The organism is Pseudomonas sp. SMV71 (assembly GCF_052042015.1).
Lineage (GTDB): Bacteria > Pseudomonadota > Gammaproteobacteria > Pseudomonadales > Pseudomonadaceae > Aquipseudomonas.
In genome coordinates this window covers 19,294-39,738 of sequence record NZ_JBKGGU010000021.1, presented here as the reverse complement: position 1 = coordinate 39,738, position 20,445 = coordinate 19,294, and the positions used below count along the sequence as shown (strand labels likewise).

32 protein-coding genes are annotated in these 20,445 nt (G+C 56.4%); 1 reads left to right on the top strand and 31 read right to left on the bottom strand.

Features of this window, described 5'->3' with window-relative positions; genetic code table 11:
* Window positions 1-93: 93 nt before the first annotated feature.
* On the top strand, window positions 94-2,928 hold the full coding sequence (gene uvrA, locus ACLEJQ_RS20470) for an excinuclease ABC subunit UvrA (RefSeq protein WP_440797849.1): 2,835 nt from the start codon (window positions 94-96) through the stop codon (window positions 2,926-2,928).
* Between the two features lie 158 nt (window positions 2,929-3,086).
* Here the strand turns inward: uvrA and bfr are convergent, their stop codons facing one another.
* The 31 genes from bfr to tuf all read right to left on the bottom strand — a co-directional run bounded on the left by bfr (window position 3,087) and on the right by tuf (window position 20,436).
* Window positions 3,087-3,551, bottom strand: coding sequence for a bacterioferritin (bfr, locus tag ACLEJQ_RS20465; RefSeq protein ID WP_420767529.1), 465 nt, complete (start codon window positions 3,549-3,551; stop codon window positions 3,087-3,089).
* A 158-nt stretch (window positions 3,552-3,709) separates the two neighbouring features.
* A complete protein-coding gene (locus tag ACLEJQ_RS20460; RefSeq protein WP_440797847.1) occupies window positions 3,710-5,158 on the bottom strand; it encodes a catalase in 1,449 nt (482 codons plus the stop codon).
* Window positions 5,159-5,381: 223 nt separating this feature from the next.
* Window positions 5,382-5,768 carry a 50S ribosomal protein L17 gene (rplQ, locus tag ACLEJQ_RS20455; RefSeq protein ID WP_095109685.1) on the bottom strand — a complete coding sequence of 129 codons (387 nt, stop codon included), beginning with the start codon at window positions 5,766-5,768 and terminating at the stop codon, window positions 5,382-5,384.
* A gap of 42 nt (window positions 5,769-5,810) precedes the next feature.
* Window positions 5,811-6,812 carry a DNA-directed RNA polymerase subunit alpha gene (locus ACLEJQ_RS20450; protein WP_003186012.1) on the bottom strand — a complete coding sequence of 334 codons (1,002 nt, stop codon included), beginning with the start codon at window positions 6,810-6,812 and terminating at the stop codon, window positions 5,811-5,813.
* A gap of 22 nt (window positions 6,813-6,834) precedes the next feature.
* Window positions 6,835-7,455: a 30S ribosomal protein S4 gene (gene rpsD, locus ACLEJQ_RS20445; RefSeq protein ID WP_003176404.1), complete on the bottom strand. Its 621-nt coding sequence runs from the start codon at window positions 7,453-7,455 to the stop codon at window positions 6,835-6,837.
* Between the two features lie 18 nt (window positions 7,456-7,473).
* On the bottom strand, window positions 7,474-7,863 hold the full coding sequence (gene rpsK / locus ACLEJQ_RS20440) for a 30S ribosomal protein S11 (RefSeq protein WP_002555466.1): 390 nt from the start codon (window positions 7,861-7,863) through the stop codon (window positions 7,474-7,476).
* A gap of 30 nt (window positions 7,864-7,893) precedes the next feature.
* The gene (gene rpsM / locus ACLEJQ_RS20435) at window positions 7,894-8,250 is read right to left on the bottom strand and encodes a 30S ribosomal protein S13 (protein WP_003194635.1); all 357 of its coding nucleotides are present in this window, start codon (window positions 8,248-8,250) and stop codon (window positions 7,894-7,896) included.
* Between the two features lie 130 nt (window positions 8,251-8,380).
* Entirely contained in the window at window positions 8,381-8,497 is a 117-nt protein-coding gene (gene rpmJ / locus ACLEJQ_RS20430; protein WP_002555468.1) for a 50S ribosomal protein L36, read from the bottom strand.
* Between the two features lie 30 nt (window positions 8,498-8,527).
* Window positions 8,528-9,856 carry a preprotein translocase subunit SecY gene (gene secY, locus ACLEJQ_RS20425; RefSeq protein WP_003186029.1) on the bottom strand — a complete coding sequence of 443 codons (1,329 nt, stop codon included), beginning with the start codon at window positions 9,854-9,856 and terminating at the stop codon, window positions 8,528-8,530.
* Window positions 9,857-10,294, bottom strand: a complete 438-nt coding sequence (gene rplO, locus ACLEJQ_RS20420) for a 50S ribosomal protein L15 (RefSeq protein ID WP_003186032.1) — start codon at window positions 10,292-10,294, stop codon at window positions 9,857-9,859. It lies immediately after the preceding gene.
* A 3-nt stretch (window positions 10,295-10,297) separates the two neighbouring features.
* Window positions 10,298-10,474, bottom strand: a complete 177-nt coding sequence (gene rpmD / locus ACLEJQ_RS20415) for a 50S ribosomal protein L30 (protein WP_003186033.1) — start codon at window positions 10,472-10,474, stop codon at window positions 10,298-10,300.
* A 2-nt stretch (window positions 10,475-10,476) separates the two neighbouring features.
* Window positions 10,477-10,977 (bottom strand): 30S ribosomal protein S5, encoded by a 501-nt coding sequence (gene rpsE, locus ACLEJQ_RS20410; RefSeq protein WP_003186035.1) that lies wholly within the window; start codon window positions 10,975-10,977, stop codon window positions 10,477-10,479.
* Between the two features lie 3 nt (window positions 10,978-10,980).
* Complete coding sequence (gene rplR / locus ACLEJQ_RS20405; protein WP_003186037.1) at window positions 10,981-11,331, bottom strand: 50S ribosomal protein L18; 351 nt, start codon at window positions 11,329-11,331, stop codon at window positions 10,981-10,983.
* 10 nt (window positions 11,332-11,341) lie between these two features.
* Window positions 11,342-11,875, bottom strand: a complete 534-nt coding sequence (gene rplF / locus ACLEJQ_RS20400) for a 50S ribosomal protein L6 (RefSeq protein WP_003186039.1) — start codon at window positions 11,873-11,875, stop codon at window positions 11,342-11,344.
* A 12-nt stretch (window positions 11,876-11,887) separates the two neighbouring features.
* Window positions 11,888-12,280 carry a 30S ribosomal protein S8 gene (gene rpsH / locus ACLEJQ_RS20395; RefSeq protein WP_017848802.1) on the bottom strand — a complete coding sequence of 131 codons (393 nt, stop codon included), beginning with the start codon at window positions 12,278-12,280 and terminating at the stop codon, window positions 11,888-11,890.
* A gap of 210 nt (window positions 12,281-12,490) precedes the next feature.
* Window positions 12,491-12,796, bottom strand: a complete 306-nt coding sequence (rpsN, locus tag ACLEJQ_RS20390; protein WP_003186042.1) for a 30S ribosomal protein S14 — start codon at window positions 12,794-12,796, stop codon at window positions 12,491-12,493.
* Between the two features lie 13 nt (window positions 12,797-12,809).
* Window positions 12,810-13,349 carry a 50S ribosomal protein L5 gene (gene rplE / locus ACLEJQ_RS20385; RefSeq protein WP_003186044.1) on the bottom strand — a complete coding sequence of 180 codons (540 nt, stop codon included), beginning with the start codon at window positions 13,347-13,349 and terminating at the stop codon, window positions 12,810-12,812.
* A 20-nt stretch (window positions 13,350-13,369) separates the two neighbouring features.
* Entirely contained in the window at window positions 13,370-13,684 is a 315-nt protein-coding gene (gene rplX / locus ACLEJQ_RS20380; protein ID WP_003186046.1) for a 50S ribosomal protein L24, read from the bottom strand.
* A gap of 11 nt (window positions 13,685-13,695) precedes the next feature.
* Window positions 13,696-14,064, bottom strand: a complete 369-nt coding sequence (gene rplN, locus ACLEJQ_RS20375) for a 50S ribosomal protein L14 (RefSeq protein WP_002555479.1) — start codon at window positions 14,062-14,064, stop codon at window positions 13,696-13,698.
* Between the two features lie 23 nt (window positions 14,065-14,087).
* Window positions 14,088-14,354, bottom strand: a complete 267-nt coding sequence (gene rpsQ / locus ACLEJQ_RS20370) for a 30S ribosomal protein S17 (protein ID WP_003194644.1) — start codon at window positions 14,352-14,354, stop codon at window positions 14,088-14,090.
* Window positions 14,355-14,356: 2 nt separating this feature from the next.
* Window positions 14,357-14,548 (bottom strand): 50S ribosomal protein L29, encoded by a 192-nt coding sequence (rpmC, locus tag ACLEJQ_RS20365; RefSeq protein ID WP_002555481.1) that lies wholly within the window; start codon window positions 14,546-14,548, stop codon window positions 14,357-14,359.
* Window positions 14,548-14,961, bottom strand: coding sequence for a 50S ribosomal protein L16 (gene rplP / locus ACLEJQ_RS20360; RefSeq protein ID WP_003186052.1), 414 nt, complete (start codon window positions 14,959-14,961; stop codon window positions 14,548-14,550). The genes rpmC and rplP overlap by 1 nt, the downstream gene beginning before the upstream one ends.
* 12 nt (window positions 14,962-14,973) lie before the next feature.
* On the bottom strand, window positions 14,974-15,660 hold the full coding sequence (gene rpsC, locus ACLEJQ_RS20355; protein ID WP_003176422.1) for a 30S ribosomal protein S3: 687 nt from the start codon (window positions 15,658-15,660) through the stop codon (window positions 14,974-14,976).
* 13 nt (window positions 15,661-15,673) lie between these two features.
* A complete protein-coding gene (gene rplV / locus ACLEJQ_RS20350; protein ID WP_003103908.1) occupies window positions 15,674-16,006 on the bottom strand; it encodes a 50S ribosomal protein L22 in 333 nt (110 codons plus the stop codon).
* A gap of 11 nt (window positions 16,007-16,017) precedes the next feature.
* Window positions 16,018-16,293 (bottom strand): 30S ribosomal protein S19, encoded by a 276-nt coding sequence (gene rpsS / locus ACLEJQ_RS20345; protein ID WP_002555486.1) that lies wholly within the window; start codon window positions 16,291-16,293, stop codon window positions 16,018-16,020.
* Window positions 16,294-16,309: 16 nt separating this feature from the next.
* Window positions 16,310-17,134: a 50S ribosomal protein L2 gene (rplB, locus tag ACLEJQ_RS20340; RefSeq protein WP_007924198.1), complete on the bottom strand. Its 825-nt coding sequence runs from the start codon at window positions 17,132-17,134 to the stop codon at window positions 16,310-16,312.
* Window positions 17,135-17,148: 14 nt separating this feature from the next.
* On the bottom strand, window positions 17,149-17,448 hold the full coding sequence (gene rplW / locus ACLEJQ_RS20335) for a 50S ribosomal protein L23 (RefSeq protein ID WP_002555488.1): 300 nt from the start codon (window positions 17,446-17,448) through the stop codon (window positions 17,149-17,151).
* Entirely contained in the window at window positions 17,445-18,047 is a 603-nt protein-coding gene (gene rplD, locus ACLEJQ_RS20330; RefSeq protein ID WP_003186057.1) for a 50S ribosomal protein L4, read from the bottom strand. The genes rplW and rplD overlap by 4 nt, the downstream gene beginning before the upstream one ends.
* Window positions 18,048-18,059: 12 nt before the next feature.
* On the bottom strand, window positions 18,060-18,695 hold the full coding sequence (rplC, locus tag ACLEJQ_RS20325) for a 50S ribosomal protein L3 (protein ID WP_440797843.1): 636 nt from the start codon (window positions 18,693-18,695) through the stop codon (window positions 18,060-18,062).
* An 80-nt stretch (window positions 18,696-18,775) separates the two neighbouring features.
* Window positions 18,776-19,087: a 30S ribosomal protein S10 gene (gene rpsJ, locus ACLEJQ_RS20320; RefSeq protein ID WP_003186070.1), complete on the bottom strand. Its 312-nt coding sequence runs from the start codon at window positions 19,085-19,087 to the stop codon at window positions 18,776-18,778.
* A gap of 155 nt (window positions 19,088-19,242) precedes the next feature.
* Window positions 19,243-20,436 (bottom strand): elongation factor Tu, encoded by a 1,194-nt coding sequence (gene tuf / locus ACLEJQ_RS20315; protein ID WP_440797841.1) that lies wholly within the window; start codon window positions 20,434-20,436, stop codon window positions 19,243-19,245.
* Between the last annotated feature and the right edge of the window lie 9 nt (window positions 20,437-20,445).

Below are 20,445 nucleotides of genomic sequence, written 5' to 3'. Positions count from 1 at the left end.
TGTATGGCGCAAAACTCACTTTCAATAGTGTGTATCCATCCAGTATTTACCCGTATACTCCTACGTTTTCGACGCCCGCCGAGCGAGGCCACTTTGGACAAGATCCTGATTCGTGGGGCCCGTACCCACAACCTGAAGAACATCGACCTGACCCTGCCCCGGGACAAGCTGATCGTCATCACCGGCCTGTCCGGATCCGGCAAGTCATCGCTGGCTTTCGACACGCTGTATGCCGAAGGCCAGCGACGCTATGTCGAGTCGCTGTCGGCCTACGCCCGGCAGTTCCTGTCGATGATGGAAAAACCCGACGTCGACACCATCGAAGGCCTGTCGCCGGCGATCTCCATCGAACAGAAGTCGACCTCCCATAACCCGCGGTCGACCGTCGGCACCATCACCGAGATCTACGACTACCTGCGCCTGCTGTACGCACGAGTCGGTATCCCGCGCTGCCCCGACCACGACATTCCGCTTGAGGCCCAGACCGTCAGCCAGATGGTCGACCTGGTGCTGGCCTCGCCCGAAGGCAGCAAGTTGATGCTGTTGGCGCCCGTGGTCCGCGAACGCAAGGGTGAACACCTGTTGGTCTTCGAAGAGCTGCGCGCCCAGGGTTTCGTACGGGCCCGGGTCAACGGCAAGCTCTGCGAGCTGGACGAACTGCCGAAGCTGGATAAACAGAAGAAGCATTCGATCGATGTGGTGGTCGACCGCTTCAAGGTCCGCGCCGACCTGCAACAACGCCTGGCCGAGTCCTTCGAGACCGCGTTGAAACTGGCCGATGGCATCGCCCTGGTGGCGCCGATGGACGATGAGCCGGGCGAGGAGATCATCTTCTCGGCACGCTTCGCCTGCCCGATCTGCGGCCACGCCATCAGCGAACTGGAACCCAAGCTGTTTTCCTTCAACAACCCGGCCGGCGCCTGCCCGACCTGCGATGGCCTGGGAGTGAAGCAGTTTTTCGACACCAAGCGCCTGGTCAACGGCGAGCTGACCCTGGCCGAAGGCGCGATTCGTGGCTGGGACCGGCGCAACGTCTATTACTTCCAGATGCTCGGGTCGCTGGCGGCCCATTACAAGTTCAGCCTGGACAAGCCGTTCAACGAGTTGCCTGCCGACCAGCAGAAATACATCCTGCACGGCAGTGGTTCGCAGAGTGTCGACTTCAAGTACCTCAACGACCGCGGCGATATCGTCAAGCGCTCCCACCCGTTCGAAGGCATCGTGCCGAACCTGGAGCGCCGCTATCGCGAGACCGAATCGGCCAGCGTGCGCGAAGAACTGGCCAAGTTCCTCAGCACCCAGCCGTGCCCGGATTGCCGCGGCACCCGCCTGCGTCGCGAAGCGCGGCACGTATGGGTCGGTGAAAAGACCCTGCCGGCGGTGACCAGCCTGCCGATCGGCGACGCCACCGAATATTTCGACGGCCTGAAGCTGACCGGGCGCCGGGGTGAGATTGCCGACAAAATCCTCAAGGAAATCTGCGAACGCCTGCAATTCCTGGTGAACGTGGGTCTGGACTACCTGACCCTGGATCGCAGCGCGGACACCCTGTCCGGCGGCGAAGCCCAGCGTATCCGATTGGCCAGCCAGATCGGCGCCGGCCTGGTGGGGGTCATGTACATCCTCGATGAGCCGTCCATCGGCTTGCATCAGCGTGACAACGATCGGTTGCTCGGGACCTTGAAGCACCTGCGGGACATCGGCAACACGGTGATCGTGGTCGAGCACGACGAAGATGCGATCCGCCTGGCCGACTACGTGGTGGACATCGGTCCCGGCGCAGGCGTGCACGGCGGGCACATCGTCGCCCAGGGCACCGCTGCCGAAGTCATGGCGCACCCGGACTCCCTGACCGGCAAATACCTGTCGGGCCGGGTGAAGATCAAGGTCCCGGCCAAGCGCACACCGCGTAACAAGAAGCTGTCGTTGACCCTCAAGGGTGCCCGCGGCAACAACTTGCGCAACGTCGACCTGGAAATCCCCATCGGCCTGCTGACCTGTGTCACAGGCGTGTCCGGTTCAGGCAAGTCGACGTTGATCAACAACACCCTGTTCCCTCTCAGCGCCACGGCGCTGAACGGCGCCACGACCCTGGAAGCCGCCGCCCACGACAGCATCAAGGGACTGGAGCATCTGGACAAGGTCGTCGACATCGACCAGAGCCCGATCGGACGGACACCGCGCTCCAATCCGGCAACCTACACCGGGCTGTTCACGCCGATCCGCGAACTGTTCGCCGGCGTGCCGGAATCCCGCTCCCGCGGCTACGGCCCGGGCCGGTTCTCCTTCAACGTCAAGGGCGGGCGCTGCGAAGCTTGCCAGGGCGATGGTCTGATCAAGGTGGAAATGCACTTCCTGCCCGACATCTATGTGCCGTGCGATGTCTGCAAGAGCAAGCGTTACAACCGCGAGACACTGGAGATCAAGTACAAGGGCAAGAATATCCACGAAACCCTCGAGATGACCATCGAAGAAGCTCGTGCATTCTTTGATGCAGTGCCGGCCCTGGCGCGCAAGCTCCAGACATTGATGGATGTGGGCCTGTCGTATATCAAGCTCGGTCAGTCGGCAACAACCTTGTCCGGTGGTGAAGCCCAGCGGGTCAAGCTGTCCCGCGAGTTATCCAAGCGTGATACCGGCAAGACCCTGTACATCCTCGACGAGCCGACCACCGGCCTGCACTTTGCCGACATCCAGCAACTGCTCGATGTGCTGCATCGCCTGCGCGACCACGGCAACACCGTGGTGGTGATCGAGCACAACCTGGACGTGATCAAGACCGCCGATTGGCTGGTGGACCTTGGCCCGGAAGGCGGCTCCAAGGGCGGCCAGATCATCGCCGTAGGTACACCGGAGCAGGTGGCCGAGATGAAGCAATCCCACACCGGCTACTACCTCAAGCCGTTGCTGGAGCGTGATCGGGACTGATCGATACCAATCACGAAAAAGCCCCTGCCATCTCTCGATGTCAGGGGCTTTCTATTTTCCTGTGGGAGCGAGCCTGCTCGCGATAGCGGTGTGTCAGCTTGCATCTCTGTGGCTGTAGAAACGCTATCGCGAGCAAGCTCGCTCCTACGAACGGGCGATCAATACTGCGATTGCAGGTAATTCTCCAACCCGATCAACTTGATCAGACCCAACTGCTTCTCAAGCCAGTAGGTATGGTCTTCCTCAGTGTCATTGAGCTGCACACGCAGGATCTCGCGAGTCACGTAATCGTTGTGCTGCTCGCAAAGCTCGATGCCTTTGCACAGCGCCGCGCGGACTTTGTATTCCAGGCGCAGGTCGGCGGCGAGCATGTCGGGCACCGTGGTGCCGATGTCCAGGTCATCCGGACGCATGCGCGGTGTGCCTTCGAGCATCAGGATCCTGCGCATCAGCGCGTCAGCGTGCTGAGCCTCTTCTTCCATCTCATGGTTGATGCGTTCGTAGAGCTCGGTAAAACCCCAATCCTCGTACATCCGCGAATGGATGAAATATTGATCACGGGCTGCCAGTTCGCCGGTCAGCAACGTGTTGAGGTAATCGATTACGTCTGGGTGACCTTGCATCGCCCTACATCTCCACAAGCTTTGAAAGACTCTAGTTTGAACCAAGCTGACCGCGAGGTCACTGTTCCATCGCAATAAAAGTGAAGAAAATCTGAGAAACGCAGGCGAAATAACGCAAAAACCGCCCTAATGAGGGCGGTTCTGCTTCTCGTTTAGACTTAGTTAAGCTGTACGCCCAACGCTTTGGCAATACCTGCTCCATAAGCGACATCCGCCCTGTAGAAGTGTTGCAGCTGACGATCGACGACATCTGCCGAAACACCACCCATTGCACTGGCAATGTTGCTGATCAGAAGAGCCTTCTGCTCGTCGTTCATCAAGCGGAACAGCGCGCCGGCATGACTGTAGTAGTCGGTGTCTTCGCGGTGATCATAACGATCCGCCGCCCCATTGAGGGCCAACGCTGGCTCCGCATAGCGCGGGGCTTGCTTTGGCGCTTCCACGTAACTGTTAGGCTCGTAGTTGGGCGCCGCTCCGCCATTGCTGCCAAACGCCATGGCACCATCACGTTGGTAGGTATTCACTGGGCTGCGCGGAGCATTGACCGGCAGTTGCTGGTGATTGGTGCCCACACGGTAGCGATGCGCATCGGCGTAAGCGAATACCCGACCTTGCAGCATGCGGTCCGGCGAGAGACCCACGCCTGGCACCATGTTGCTCGGGCCAAACGCAGCCTGCTCGACTTCAGCAAAGTAGTTCAGCGGGTTGCGGTTGAGCTCCAACTCACCGACTTCAATCAACGGAAACTCTTTCTGCGACCAGGTCTTGGTCACATCGAACGGATTCTCGTAATGAGCCGCCGCCTGGGCCTCGGTCATGATCTGTATGCAGACGCTCCATTTCGGGAAGTCACCGCGCTCGATGGCATTGAACAGGTCACGCTGGGCGTAATCCGGATCGGTACCCGCCAAACGTGCCGCTTCAGCCGGGGCAAGGTTCTTGATCCCTTGCTTGGTCTTGTAGTGCCACTTCACCCAATGACGCTCGCCTTGTGCGTTGATCAGGCTGTACGTGTGACTACCAAAGCCGTGCATGTGACGGTAACCGTCGGGAATGCCGCGGTCCGAGAACAGGATGGTGACCTGGTGCAGCGCCTCAGGCGAGTGCGACCAGAAATCCCACATTGCCTGGGCACTTTTCAAGTTGCTTTGCGGCAGACGCTTCTGAGTGTGGATGAAATCCGGAAATTTCAGTGGATCGCGGATGAAGAATACCGGCGTGTTGTTGCCGACGATGTCCCAGTTGCCTTCCTCGGTGTAGAACTTCAAGGCGAAACCGCGCGGATCGCGCTCGGTATCGGCAGAACCACGCTCACCGCCCACAGTAGAAAACCGCAGGAAGGTTGGGGTCTGCTTACCTACCGACTCGAACAGCTTGGCACTGGTGTATTGAGTAATGTCACGGGTCACGGTGAATGTACCGTAGGCGCCCGACCCTTTGGCGTGCACACGACGCTCGGGGATATTCTCACGGTTGAAGTGGGCAAGCTTCTCGATCAGATGGAAATCGTCGAGCAGCAACGGACCACGTGGGCCGGCGGAGCGAGAATTCTGGTTATCGGCGACTGGAGCGCCGCTGGCGGTCGTAAGCGTTTTGATCTGGCTCATGATCAATCTTCCTGGTCGGGTCTTCGAACTGCCGGCTAATCGGCTGGAAAGGAGTATTGATCATGTTAGTGACAGTCTCCAAATTCATTAAATCATGGACATCGATAGCTATTATCTAAGGACGAAGACTTGCCAATAGCGAAGCCAGGCGAAACGGCACAACCGCTTTTCTTTCAGGCACAAAAAACCGGGCACTGGGCCCGGTTCTTTGTATGTTGCCGACTTACTCAGCGGATACAGCTTCACCGCTGGTAGAGCGATCAACCAACTCGACGTACGCCATAGGCGCGTTGTCGCCAGCGCGGAAACCGCACTTGAGGATGCGCAGGTAGCCACCCTCACGGGTAGCGTAACGCTTGCCCAGGTCGTTGAAGAGCTTACCAACGATAGCTTTCGAACGAGTACGGTCGAAAGCCAGACGGCGGTTAGCCAGGCTATCTGTCTTGGCCAGAGTGATCAGCGGCTCGGCAACGCGGCGCAGTTCTTTGGCTTTCGGCAGTGTAGTTTTGATCAGCTCGTGCTCGAACAGCGACACCGCCATGTTCTGGAACATGGCCTTGCGGTGCGAGCTGGTGCGGCTCAGGTGACGACCACTTTTACGATGACGCATGGTTCATTCCTTACCAAACACAACGTTCGGTGATTACGACGATCAGGCAGTCGCCTTGTCGTCCTTCTTAAGACTTGCAGGCGGCCAGTTGTCGAGGCGCATGCCGAGGGACAGACCGCGGGAGGCCAGAACGTCCTTGATTTCAGTCAAGGATTTCTTACCCAGGTTCGGAGTCTTCAACAGCTCTACTTCGGTACGCTGAATCAGGTCGCCGATGTAGTAGATGTTTTCCGCCTTAAGGCAGTTGGCCGAACGTACAGTCAGTTCCAGATCGTCAACCGGGCGAAGCAGGATCGGATCGATCTCGTCTTCCTGCTCGACAACCACTGGCTCACTGTCACCTTTGAGGTCGACGAACGCAGCCAACTGCTGTTGCAGGATGGTTGCAGCGCGACGGATAGCCTCTTCAGGATCCAGGGTGCCGTTGGTTTCCAGATCAATAACCAGCTTGTCCAGGTTGGTACGCTGTTCGACACGGGCGTTTTCCACCACGTATGCGATACGGCGAACCGGGCTGAACGAAGAGTCGAGCTGCAAGCGACCGATGCTGCGGCTTTCGTCTTCATCGCTCTGACGCGAGTCTGCCGGTTCATAACCACGACCACGAGCTACGGTGAGCTTCATGTTCAGGGCGCCGTTAGACGCCAGGTTAGCGATTACGTGATCGGGGTTAACGATCTCGACATCATGATCCAGCTGAATATCGGCAGCGGTAACCACCCCCGAACCCTTCTTCGACAAGGTCAGCGTAACTTCGTCACGACCGTGCAGCTTGATAGCCAGACCTTTAAGGTTCAACAGGATTTCAATTACGTCTTCCTGTACACCTTCGATGGCGCTGTACTCGTGGAGCACACCGTCAATCTCGGCCTCGACTACTGCACAGCCGGGCATTGAGGACAACAGGATGCGGCGCAGCGCGTTGCCCAGGGTGTGGCCGAAACCGCGCTCGAGAGGCTCGAGCGTGATCTTGGCGCGGGTTGGACTGACAACCTGCACATCAATATGGCGGGGTGTCAGGAACTCATTTACCGAAATCTGCATGGATGCACCTATTTTCTAGCCCTTACTTGGAGTAGAGCTCGACAATCAGGCTTTCGTTGATGTCGGCGGACAGATCACTGCGAGCAGGAACGTTCTTGAAAACGCCCGACTTCTTCTCAGTGTCTACTTCTACCCATTCTACGCGGCCACGTTGGGCACACAGATCGAGAGCTTGGACAATGCGAAGTTGGTTCTTTGCTTTCTCGCGAACAGCCACCACGTCACCAGCACGAACCTGGTAGGACGGAACGTTTACGGTCTGGCCGTTAACGCTGATCGACTTGTGCGATACCAGCTGACGGGATTCGGCACGAGTGGAGCCGAAACCCATACGGTATACGACGTTGTCCAGACGGCATTCGAGCAGTTGCAACAGGTTCTCGCCGGTTGCGCCTTTCTTGCCAGCTGCTTCTTTGTAGTAGCCGCTGAATTGACGCTCGAGAACGCCGTAGATACGACGGACCTTCTGCTTTTCACGCAGTTGGGTGCCGTAATCGGACTGGCGACCGCGGCGCTGGCCGTGGATACCAGGTGCTGCTTCAATGTTGCACTTCGATTCGATCGCGCGCACGCCGCTCTTCAGAAAGAGATCGGTGCCTTCGCGACGAGCGAGTTTGCATTTTGGACCAATGTAACGAGCCATTCTTTACAATCTCCTGGATTACACGCGGCGCTTCTTCGGCGGACGGCACCCGTTGTGCGGGATTGGCGTCACGTCGGTGATGCTGGCGATCTTGTAGCCACAGCCGTTCAAAGCGCGGACTGCGGATTCACGACCTGGACCTGGACCCTTGACGTTGACGTCGAGGTTTTTCAGGCCGTATTCCAGCGCAGCTTGACCAGCACGCTCAGCAGCTACTTGAGCAGCGAACGGGGTGGACTTGCGGGAACCGCGGAAACCCGAACCACCGGAGGTAGCCCAGGAAAGAGCGTTACCTTGACGGTCGGTAATGGTCACGATGGTGTTGTTAAAAGAAGCATGGATGTGGGCGATGCCATCAACCACTGTCTTTTTAACTTTTTTACGAGGACGAGCAGCAGGTTTTGCCATGATTTAATTCCTGTCGATTCGCTGGGGCGATTACTTGCGGATCGGCTTACGCGGACCTTTACGGGTACGCGCGTTGGTCTTGGTACGCTGACCGCGTACTGGCAGACCACGACGATGACGCAGACCGCGATAGCAACCGAGGTCCATCAAGCGCTTGATTTTCATGTTGATTTCGCGACGCAGGTCACCTTCAGTGGTGAACTTCGCCACTTCGCCACGCAGCTGTTCAATTTGCTCGTCGCTCAGATCCTTGATCTTTGCCGCTGGGTTGACCCCAGCCACTGCACAAATTTTCTGTGCAGTAGTGCGACCAACACCATAGATGTAGGTCAGCGAGATAACAGTATGCTTGTTATCTGGAATGTTGACGCCTGCAATACGGGCCATTCAGTGGGACTCCAATTGACAGCTACCTACGCCCCGGAAGCCAAGAAATAGGGCGCGAGATAATATCGCTGTAATAACAAATAATCAACCCGGCAGCACACTAGCTGCCGGGCTTAAAGCACAATCACACTCAGCCTTGGCGCTGTTTGTGACGCGGTTCCGCGCTGCAAATTACCCGAACAACACCTTCGCGGCGAATAATCTTGCAGTTACGGCACAGCTTTTTCACCGATGCACGAACTTTCATCACCAACTCCTCGAACCTTATGGACGCTACTCAGCGCAACATGCCGCTGCCGTAGCCCTTCAGGTTGGCTTTCTTCATCAGGGATTCGTACTGGTGCGAAACGAGGTGCGATTGTACTTGGGACATGAAGTCCATCACAACCACGACCACGATCAGCAACGAGGTCCCGCCAAGGTAGAACGGTACGTTTGCCGCAACCACCAGGAACTGGGGCAACAGGCAGACGGCCGTCATGTAAAGAGCACCGAACATGGTCAAGCGAGTCAGAACGCCATCAATATAGCGTGCCGACTGCTCACCTGGACGGATGCCCGGAATAAAGGCACCGGACTTCTTCAGGTTTTCCGCTACGTCTTTCGGATTGAACATCAACGCCGTATAGAAGAAGCAGAAGAAAATAATCCCTGCACTAAACAGCAGAATATTCAAAGGCTGACCAGGAGCGATCGACTGCGAGATGTCCTGCAACCAGCCCATACCTTCAGACTGGCCGAACCAGGCACCCAACGAAGCCGGGAACAGCAGGATGCTGCTCGCGAAAATGGCCGGAATAACACCGGCCATGTTCACCTTCAACGGCAAGTGGCTGGTCTGCGCAGCAAACACCTTGCGGCCCTGCTGACGCTTGGCGTAGTGAACAGCAATACGACGCTGACCACGCTCGATGAACACCACGAAACCGATAATCGCTACTGCCAGCAGACCGATGGCAACCAAGGCGAAGATATTGATATCACCCTGACGCGCAGACTCGAAAGACTGCCCGATCGCTCTCGGAAGACCGGCGACGATACCTGCGAAGATCAACATCGAGATACCGTTGCCAACACCACGCTCAGTAATCTGCTCACCCAGCCACATCATGAACATCGCGCCCGCCACAAAGGTGGTTACCGCAACGAAATGAAAGCTGAAGTCAGCAGTGAACGAAACGCCCTGCCCCGCCAGGCCAATGGACATGCCAATGGCTTGAACGAGTGCGAGGACGACAGTGCCGTAGCGGGTGTACTGGCTGATCTTGCGACGGCCAGCTTCACCTTCCTTCTTCAACTGCTCCAGCTGCGGGCTGACGGCGCTCATCAGTTGCATGATGATCGATGCCGAGATGTACGGCATGATCCCCAGTGCAAAGATGCTCATCCGCTCCAGCGCGCCGCCGGAAAACATGTTGAACAAGCTAAGAATGGTCCCCTCATTCTGTCGAAACAGGTCCGCGAGTCGGTCCGGGTTGATACCTGGAACCGGGATGTGTGCGCCTATTCGGTAGACGATAATCGCCAGGAACAGAAAACGCAGACGAGCCCAGAGTTCAGACATACCGCCTTTGCCGAGCGCAGAGAGAGCACCTTGCTTAGCCATTTATTCCTCGAACTTGCCGCCAGCTGCTTCGATAGCCGCACGCGCACCTTTGGTGGCGCCGATTCCCTTTCCGATGGTGACAGCACGAGCAACTTCGCCCGACAGCATGATTTTCACACGCTGAACGTTCTGGTTGATCACGTTGGCATCCTTCAGGGACTGCACGGTGACGATGTCGCCGTCCACTTTGGCCAGCTCGGACAGACGCACTTCTGCGCGGTCCATGGCTTTCAGGGAGACGAAACCGAACTTCGGCAGGCGACGATGCAGCGGCTGTTGACCGCCTTCAAAGCCTGGAGCAATGGTGCCACCGGAGCGGGAGGTCTGACCTTTGTGGCCACGGCCACCGGTCTTGCCCAAACCACTACCGATACCACGGCCCGGACGATGCTTTTCGCGACGGGAACCCGGCGCTGGACTCAGATCATTGAGTTTCATCGATTAACCCTCGACACGCAGCATGTAGTAAGCCTTGTTGATCATCCCGCGATTCTCGGGAGTATCCAGGACTTCTACAGTGTGACCGATGCGACGCAGACCCAGACCCTTAACGCACAGTTTGTGGTTAGGAATGCGGCCGGTCATGCTTTTGATCAGCGTAACTTTTACGGTAGCCATGATCAGAAGATCTCCTTGACGCTTTTGCCACGCTTGGCGGCAATGGATTCAGGAGACTGCATTGCCTTCAAACCCTTGAAAGTGGCGTGAACCACGTTTACCGGGTTAGTCGAGCCGTAGCACTTGGCCAGAACGTTCTGAACGCCAGCAACTTCGAGGACAGCACGCATAGCGCCGCCAGCGATGATACCGGTACCTTCAGAAGCAGGCTGCATGTACACCTTCGAAGCGCCATGGGCAGACTTCATTGCGTACTGCAGAGTGGTGCCGTTCAGATCAACCTGGATCATGTTGCGGCGAGCAGCTTCCATTGCCTTCTGGATCGCAGCAGGCACTTCACGCGACTTGCCACGGCCGAAGCCAACACGGCCCTTACCATCACCCACCACGGTCAACGCAGTGAAAGTGAAGATACGGCCGCCTTTAACGGTTTTGGCTACGCGGTTAACTTGAACCAGCTTCTCGATGTAGCCTTCGTCGCGCTTTTGGTCGTTATTTGACATAACTTAGAACTCCAGCCCAGCTTCACGAGCAGCATCAGCCAGCGCCTTGACGCGGCCGTGGTACTTGAAGCCAGAGCGGTCGAAAGCCACCTGCGAGACGCCAGCGGCTTTAGCACGCGTAGCGACCAGCTGGCCAACCTTAGTGGCCGCGTCGATGTTGCCAGTGGCGCCATCACGCAGTTCTTTATCCAAAGTCGAGGCACTTGCCAGGACTTTGTTGCCGTCGGCCGAAATGACCTGGGCGTAGATGTGCTGCGACGAGCGGAACACGCAGAGACGCACGACTTCGAGTTCGTGCATTTTCAGGCGTGCTTTGCGAGCGCGACGCAGTCGAGTAACTTTTTTGTCGGTCATTTGCTATGCCCTACTTCTTCTTGGCTTCTTTACGACGGACGACTTCGTCCGCGTAGCGCACACCTTTGCCTTTGTACGGCTCTGGTGGACGGAAGTCGCGGATCTCGGCGGCCACTTGACCTACCAGCTGCTTGTCGATGCCCTTGATCAGGATATCGGTCTGGCTAGGAGTCTCAGCGGTAATGCCTTCCGGCAGTTCGTAATCCACTGGATGCGAGAAGCCAAGAGCCAGGTTCAGCACTGTGCCCTTTGCTTGCGCTTTATAACCAACACCGACCAGCTGGAGCTTGCGCTCGAAGCCTTGGCTTACGCCTTGGACCATGTTGTTTACCAACGCACGAGTGGTACCAGCCATTGCGCGAGTCTGTTGATCGCCATTGCGAGCAGCGAAACGCAGCTCACCGGCTTCTTCAACGATCTCGACGGACGAATGGATGTTCAGTTGCAGAGTGCCCTTGGCACCCTTCACCGAAAGCTGTTGGCCTGCGAATTTGACTTCGACACCGGCTGGCAGCTTAACGGGGTTCTTAGCGACGCGTGACATGCTTATCCCCCCTTAGAACACAGTGCAAAGTACTTCGCCGCCGACACCGGCAGCGCGCGCAGCACGATCAGTCATCACACCTTTGTTGGTGGAGACGATAGACACACCAAGACCGCCACGAACTTTCGGCAGATCTTCGACGGACTTGTACTGACGCAGGCCTGGACGGCTAACGCGCTTCACTTCCTCGATGACCGGACGGCCTTCGAAGTACTTCAGCTCGATGGACAGCAGAGGCTTGATTTCGCTGCTGATCTGATAACCCGCAATGTAACCTTCGTCCTTCAGGACTTTGGCAACAGCAACCTTCAAAGTAGAAGATGGCATGCTTACGACGGACTTTTCAGCCATCTGGGCATTACGGATACGAGTTAGCATGTCCGCTAACGGGTCCTGCATACTCATGGGCTAGACGCTCCTAATACACAAAAAATTAGCCTTTCGGCTAGTACGTGTCGCCGAGAAATTCCGGGCATGAAAAACACGGGCTCAGGCGAGCCGGGTATTCTAGACACACCCCAGAAATGAATCAAGCCCCATAAGGGGCTTGATTCATATTCAAGGCCACCGGTGGTCAGGATCCTGGGATCCCGAACACCGATGCTTTGACAGCGCTTACCAGCTGGCCTTGACCAGACCTGGAACGTCACCACGCATTGCAGCTTGACGCAGCATGTTACGGCCGAGGCCGAACTTGCGGTATACGCCGTGCGGACGACCAGTCAGGCGGCAGCGGTTACGCATGCGCGAGGCGCTTGCGTCACGTGGCTGCTTCTGCAGGGCTACGGTAGCTTCCCAACGCGCTTCTGGACTTGCGTTCAGATCGACGATGATTGCTTTCAGCGCTGCACGCTTGGTGGCGTACTTGGCAACGGTGAGCTGACGCTTCAGCTCACGGTTCTTCATGCTCTTCTTGGCCATTTTCCTACTCCAATCAGTTGCGGAACGGGAATTTGAAAGCGCGCAGCAGTGCGCGACCTTCGTCATCCGTCCGAGCAGTGGTGGTCAGGGTAATGTCCAGACCGCGGAGAGCGTCGATCTTGTCGTAATCGATTTCCGGGAAGATGATCTGCTCTTTTACGCCCATGCTGTAGTTGCCACGACCATCGAAGGACTTGGCATTCAGGCCGCGGAAGTCGCGAACCCGAGGCAGGGAGATCGACAGCAGACGATCCAGGAACTCGTACATACGCTCACGGCGCAGGGTCACTTTGACGCCGATCGGCCAACCTTCACGGACTTTAAAGCCAGCGATGGATTTCCGAGCGTAAGTCACAACGACTTTCTGACCGGTGATCTTTTCCAGGTCGGCAACGGCGTGCTCGATGACTTTCTTGTCGCCGATCGCTTCGCCCAGACCCATGTTCAGGGTGATTTTGGTAACGCGCGGAACTTCCATCACGTTCGAAAGCTTAAGTTCTTCCTTAAGTTTCGGTGCGATTTCCTTCCGGTAAATCTCTTTTAGTCGTGCCATGGTCTTCTACCTAGCAGTGTTCAAGCATCAACCGCTTTTTGGGTCGACTTGAAGACACGAATTTTCTTACCGTCTTCTACTTTGAAACCAACGCGGTCAGCCTTGTTGGTTTCGCCGTTGAAGATGGCGACGTTGGAAGCGTGCAGTGGCGCTTCTTTCTCGACGATACCGCCCTGTACGCCCGACATCGGGTTAGGCTTGGTATGACGCTTGACCAGGTTCAGACCACCAACAACCAGACGGTTATCAGCAAGAACCTTCAGCACCTTACCGCGCTTACCTTTGTCTTTGCCGGCGATCACGATGATCTCGTCGTCACGACGAATCTTTTGCATGTCGGATCTCCTTACAGCACTTCTGGGGCGAGCGAGACGATCTTCATGAACTTCTCGGTACGAAGTTCACGGGTCACTGGCCCAAAGATACGGGTGCCGATCGGCTCTTGCTTGTTGTTCAACAGAACAGCAGCGTTGCCATCAAAGCGGATAATGGAGCCGTCAGCACGACGAACGCCGTGGCGAGTGCGGACTACAACAGCAGTCATCACTTGGCCTTTTTTCACCTTACCGCGAGGAATTGCTTCCTTCACGGTAACTTTGATGATGTCACCGATACCAGCGTAACGACGATGGGAGCCACCCAGCACCTTGATGCACATAACGCGGCGAGCGCCGCTGTTATCGGCCACATCGAGCATGGATTGAGTCTGAATCATATAATTTCTCCGACCCCTAGCCCTTAGACTTCCACAGCGCGTTCGAGAACATCAACCAGTGCCCAAGACTTGGTCTTGGCCATCGGACGAGTTTCACGAATAGTGACTTTGTCGCCGATATGGCACTGATTGGTTTCGTCGTGCGCGTGCAGCTTAGTCGAACGCTTAACGTATTTACCGTAGATCGGGTGCTTGACGCGACGCTCGATCAGAACGGTGATGGTTTTGTCCATCTTGTCGCTGACAACACGGCCAGTCAGCGTACGGACAGTTTTTTCGGCTTCAGCCATGATTACTTACCTGCCTGCTGGTTGAGCACAGTTTTCACGCGAGCGATGTCACGCTTAACTTGCGAGAGCAGATGAGACTGCCCCAACTGGCCAGTTGCTTTCTGCATACGCAGATTGAACTGGTCGCGCAGCAGGCCGAGCAGTTGCTCGTTCAGCTGCTGTGCTGATTTTTCACGAAGTTCATTCGCTTTCATCACATCACCGTCCGTTTAACAAAGGAGGTGGCGAGCGGCAGCTTTGCAGCAGCCAGGGCGAAAGCCTCACGCGCCAGCTCTTCAGAAACACCCTCGATTTCATACAGGACTTTGCCTGGCTGAATCTGGGCAACCCAGTACTCCACGTTACCCTTACCTTTACCCATCCGAACTTCGAGTGGCTTCTTGGTGACAGGCTTGTCCGGGAATACACGGATCCAGATCTTGCCGCCACGTTTTACGTGACGGGTCAGGGCACGACGTGCCGACTCGATCTGACGAGCGGTGAGACGACCACGAGCAACAGACTTCAGCGCGAACTCGCCGAAGCTGACTTTGCTACCGCGCAGTGCCAGGCCACGGTTGTGACCGGTCATCTGCTTGCGGAACTTCGTACGCTTTGGTTGCAACATTTGGCGTACCCCTTACTTAGCAGCTTTTTTACGAGGCGCTGGTGCTTGTGGTTTCAGTTCTTCTTGGCGACCACCAATTACTTCGCCTTTGAAGATCCAAACCTTTACACCGATCACACCGTAGGTGGTGTGAGCTTCGTAGTTGGCATAGTCGATGTCGGCACGCAGGGTGTGCAGTGGCACACGACCTTCGCGATACCATTCAGTACGTGCGATTTCAGCACCGCCGAGACGACCGCTCACTTGGATTTTGATGCCCTTGGCACCAATGCGCATGGCGTTCTGTACAGCGCGCTTCATAGCGCGACGGAACATGACGCGACGCTCCAGCTGCTGAGCTACGCTCTGCGCAACCAGCATACCGTCGAGCTCCGGCTTGCGGATCTCTTCGATATTGATGTGCACAGGCACACCCATTTGCTTGGTCAGGTCCTGACGCAGCTTCTCAACATCCTCACCTTTCTTCCCGATAACGATACCTGGACGAGCGGTGTGGATGGTGATGCGTGCAGTCTGAGCCGGACGATGGATATCGATACGGCTTACGGACGCGCTTTTTAGTTTGTCTTGGAGATACTCACGCACCTTCAGATCAGCGAACAAGTAGTCCGCATAAGTCCGGCCGTCTGCGTACCAGACGGAGGTGTGCTCCTTGACGATTCCCAGGCGAATGCCAATGGGATGTACTTTCTGACCCATCTCTTCGACTCCGTTACTTGTCAGCAACCTTGACAGTGATATGGCAAGACCGCTTGACGATGCGATCAGCACGGCCTTTGGCACGTGGCATGATGCGCTTCAGCGAACGCCCTTCGTTGACGAAAACGGTGCTGACTTTCAGGTCATCAACGTCTGCGCCTTCGTTATGCTCGGCGTTGGCTACGGCCGACTCCAGCACTTTTTTCATGATCTCGGCGGCTTTCTTACTGCTGAAAGCCAACAGGTTGAGCGCTTCGCCCACCTTCTTCCCGCGGATCTGGTCGGCGACCAAGCGGGCTTTCTGGGCGGAGATTCGAGCGCCCGACAACTTAGCGGCTACTTCCATTTCCTTACCCCTTAACGCTTGGCTTTCTTGTCAGCCACGTGCCCACGGTATGTGCGGGTACCGGCGAACTCGCCCAGTTTGTGGCCGACCATGTCTTCGTTCACGAGAACTGGGACGTGCTGGCGACCGTTGTGTACAGCGATGGTCAGACCGACCATTTGTGGCAGGATCATCGAACGGCGCGACCAGGTCTTAACTGGTTTGCGATCGTTCTTTTCCGCCGCCACTTCGATCTTCTTCAGTAGGTGAAGATCAATAAAAGGACCTTTTTTCAGAGAACGTGGCACTGTCGTATCCCTCTATTTACTTGCGACGACGGACGATCATTTTGTCGGTACGCTTATTACCACGAGTCTTCGCGCCCTTAGTCGGGAAGCCCCATGGCGATACCGGATGACGACCACCAGAGGTACGACCTTCACCACCACCATGTGGGTGGTCAACCGGGTTCATGGCAACACCACGAACGGTTGGGCGAACGCCACGCCAGCGCTTGGCACCAGCTTTACCCAACGAACGCAGGCTGTGCTCGGAGTTCGAGACTTCGCCCAGGGTCGCACGGCATTCAGCCAGGACTTTACGCATCTCACCAGAACGCAGACGCAGGGTCACGTAGACACCTTCACGAGCGATCAGCTGAGCCGAAGCACCAGCGGAACGAGCGATTTGCGCGCCTTTACCTGGCTTCAATTCGATGCCGTGTACGGTGCTACCAACTGGAATGTTGCGCAGTTGCAGAGCGTTGCCCGGCTTGATCGGCGCCAGAGCACCTGCGATCAGCTGGTCGCCAGCGCTCACGCCTTTAGGGGCGATGATGTAGCGACGCTCGCCATCTGCGTACAGCAGCAGAGCGATGTGAGCAGTACGGTTTGGATCGTATTCGATACGCTCGACGGTGGCAGCGATGCCATCCTTGTCGTTGCGACGGAAGTCGACCAGACGATAATGCTGCTTATGACCACCACCCACGTGACGTGTAGTAATGCGGCCATTGTTGTTACGACCACCAGACTTCGATTTTTTCTCGAGCAGCGGTGCGTGAGGAGCGCCTTTATGCAGCTCCTGGTTGACCACCTTGACCACAAAACGGCGGCCAGGGGAAGTCGGTTTGCATTTAACGATTGCCATGATGCACCCCTTCCTTACTCAGCACTGCTGCTGAAATCGAGATCTTGGCCTGGCTGAAGGGAGATAACTGCCTTCTTCCAGTCATTACGCTTGCCCAGACCGCGAGCAGTGCGCTTGCTCTTACCCAGAACATTCAGAGTAGTCACGCGCTCTACTTTCACGCTGAACAGGCTTTCGACGGCCTTCTTGATTTCCAGCTTGGTTGCGTCGGTAGCAACCTTGAAAACGAACTGGCCTTTCTTGTCTGCCAGAACCGTAGCCTTCTCGGAAACGTGCGGGCCAAGCAGAACTTTAAATACGCGTTCCTGGTTCATCCCAGCAGCTCCTCGAATTTCTTCACGGCCGACACGGTGATCAACACCTTGTCGTATGCGATCAGACTGACCGGATCGGAACCTTGTACGTCACGTACATCGACGTGCGGCAGGTTGCGAGCAGCCAGGTACAGGTTCTGATCAACAGCGTCAGACACGATCAGGACGTCAGTCAGGCCCATGCCATTCAGCTTGTTCAGCAGATCTTTGGTTTTCGGTGCTTCAACAGCGAAGTCCTGAACCACGACCAGACGATCAGTACGCACCAGCTCAGCAAGAATGGAACGCATCGCCGCGCGATACATCTTCTTGTTCAGCTTCTGGGAGTGATCCTGAGGACGAGCTGCGAAAGTGGTACCGCCGCCACGCCAGATTGGGCTACGGATAGTACCGGCACGAGCACGGCCAGTACCTTTCTGACGCCATGGGCGCTTGCCGCCACCGGAAACGTCGGAACGGGTCTTTTGCTGCTTGCTACCTTGACGGCCGCCAGCCATGTAGGCCACGACTGCTTGGTGAACCAGCGTCTCGTTGAATTCGCCGCCAAATGTCAGTTCGGAAACTTCGATCGCTTGAGCGTCATTTACATTTAATTGCATGTCAGCTTCCCCTTAACCGCGAGCCTTGGCTGCTGGACGTACAACCACGTTGCCGCCAGTAGCGCCAGGAACAGCGCCCTTGACCAACAACAGATTGCGTTCAGCGTCCACGCGCACTACTTCGAGGGACTGCACGGTCACGCGCTCGGCGCCCATATGACCGGACATTTTCTTGCCCTTGAATACACGACCAGGAGTCTGGCACTGGCCGATAGAGCCTGGAACGCGGTGGGATACGGAGTTACCGTGGGTGTTATCTTGCCCGCGGAAGTTCCAACGCTTGATCGTACCCTGGAAGCCTTTACCCTTGGACTGACCGGTTACATCAACCAGTTGGCCAGCGGCGAAGATTTCAGCCTTGATCAGATCGCCGGCCTGGTAGTCGCCTTCTTCAAGACGGAATTCCATTACGGTACGACCAGCGGCAACGTTCGCTTTTGCGAAGTGGCCAGCTTGAGCTGCTGTTACACGCGAAGCGCGACGCTCGCCGACAGTGACTTGCACTGCACGATAGCCATCGGTTTCTTCAGTTTTGAACTGGGTGACGCGATTCGGCTCGATCTCAATGACCGTGACCGGAATGGAGACACCTTCTTCGGTGAAAATACGGGTCATACCGCATTTACGACCGACTACACCAATAGTCATGTTGTAAACCTCATGAGTGTACGGGGCTTTCACCCGCTATGGCCGCCCATTTCAGAGCGTTACACGACCAAGACCGAGTCTTAGCCGAGGCTGATCTGCACTTCCACACCGGCCGCAAGATCAAGCTTCATAAGTGCATCAACGGTTTTATCCGTTGGCTGGACGATGTCCAGAACGCGCTTATGAGTGCGGATCTCGTACTGGTCACGCGCGTCTTTGTTGACGTGCGGGGAGACCAGAACGGTGAACCGCTCTTTACGGGTAGGCAGTGGAATAGGACCACGCACTTGAGCACCAGTACGTTTCGCGGTTTCCACGATTTCCTGGGTGGATTGGTCGATCAGGCGATGGTCAAAAGCCTTCAACCTGATACGGATTTGCTGATTTTGCATTGGATTTCAGACTCCGGCTGCTATTCCCACCGGGCGCAATACGCCCGTTAAAAGGAGGCGCAATTCTATAGACGCACCTGATAGGTGTCAACTCAATAAAAAAGCCCCCGCTAGGCGGGGGCTTTTTCACTCATTGAGCTGACTCTGAAAGAGCCTTACTCGATGACTTTGGCTACGACGCCAGCGCCGACGGTACGACCGCCTTCACGGATAGCGAAACGCAGGCCGTCTTCCATCGCGATGGTCTTGATCAGAGTGACAGTCATCTGGATGTTGTCACCTGGCATTACCATTTCAACGCCGTCTGGCAGCTCGCAGTTACCAGTCACGTCAGTTGTACGGAAGTAGAACTGTGGACGGTAGCCCTTGAAGAACGGAGTATGACGACCGCCTTCTTCCTTGCTCAGAACGTAGACTTCTGCGGTGAACTTGGTGTGCGGCTTGACGGTGCCTGGCTTGACCAGAACCTGGCCACGCTCAACGTCGTCACGCTTGGTGCCGCGCAGCAGGACGCCGCAGTTCTCGCCAGCACGACCTTCGTCGAGCAGCTTGCGGAACATTTCAACGCCGGTGCAGGTAGTTTTCTGAGTTTCGCGCAGACCGACGATCTCAACTTCTTCCTGGATACGGACGATGCCACGCTCAACACGACCAGTCACAACAGTACCGCGACCGGAGATCGAGAACACGTCTTCGATTGGCATCAGGAACGGCTTGTCGATAGCACGCTCTGGTTCTGGAATGTAGCTGTCCAGGGTCTCGACCAGCTTACGAACGGCAGTGGTGCCCATTTCGTTGTCGTCTTGACCGTTCAGAGCCATCAGCGCCGAACCGATGATGATCGGAGTGTCGTCGCCTGGGAAGTCGTAGGTGCTCAGCAGGTCGCGAACTTCCATCTCAACCAGTTCCAGCAGCTCAGCGTCGTCAACCATGTCAGCCTTGTTCAGGAAGACAACGATGTACGGAACGCCTACCTGACGGGACAGCAGGATGTGCTCACGGGTTTGCGGCATCGGACCATCAGCGGCCGAGCAAACCAGGATCGCGCCGTCCATCTGGGCAGCACCGGTGATCATGTTTTTTACGTAGTCGGCGTGACCTGGGCAGTCAACGTGCGCGTAGTGACGAACATTGGAGTCGTACTCTACGTGCGCAGTGTTGATGGTAATACCACGAGCCTTTTCTTCCGGGGCGCTGTCGATCTTGTCGAAGTCAACACGGGCCGAACCGAAAACTTCGGAGCAGACGCGAGTCAGAGCAGCGGTCAGAGTGGTTTTACCGTGGTCAACGTGGCCGATGGTGCCAACGTTGACGTGCGGTTTGTTCCGTTCAAATTTTTCTTTAGCCACGACAATTAA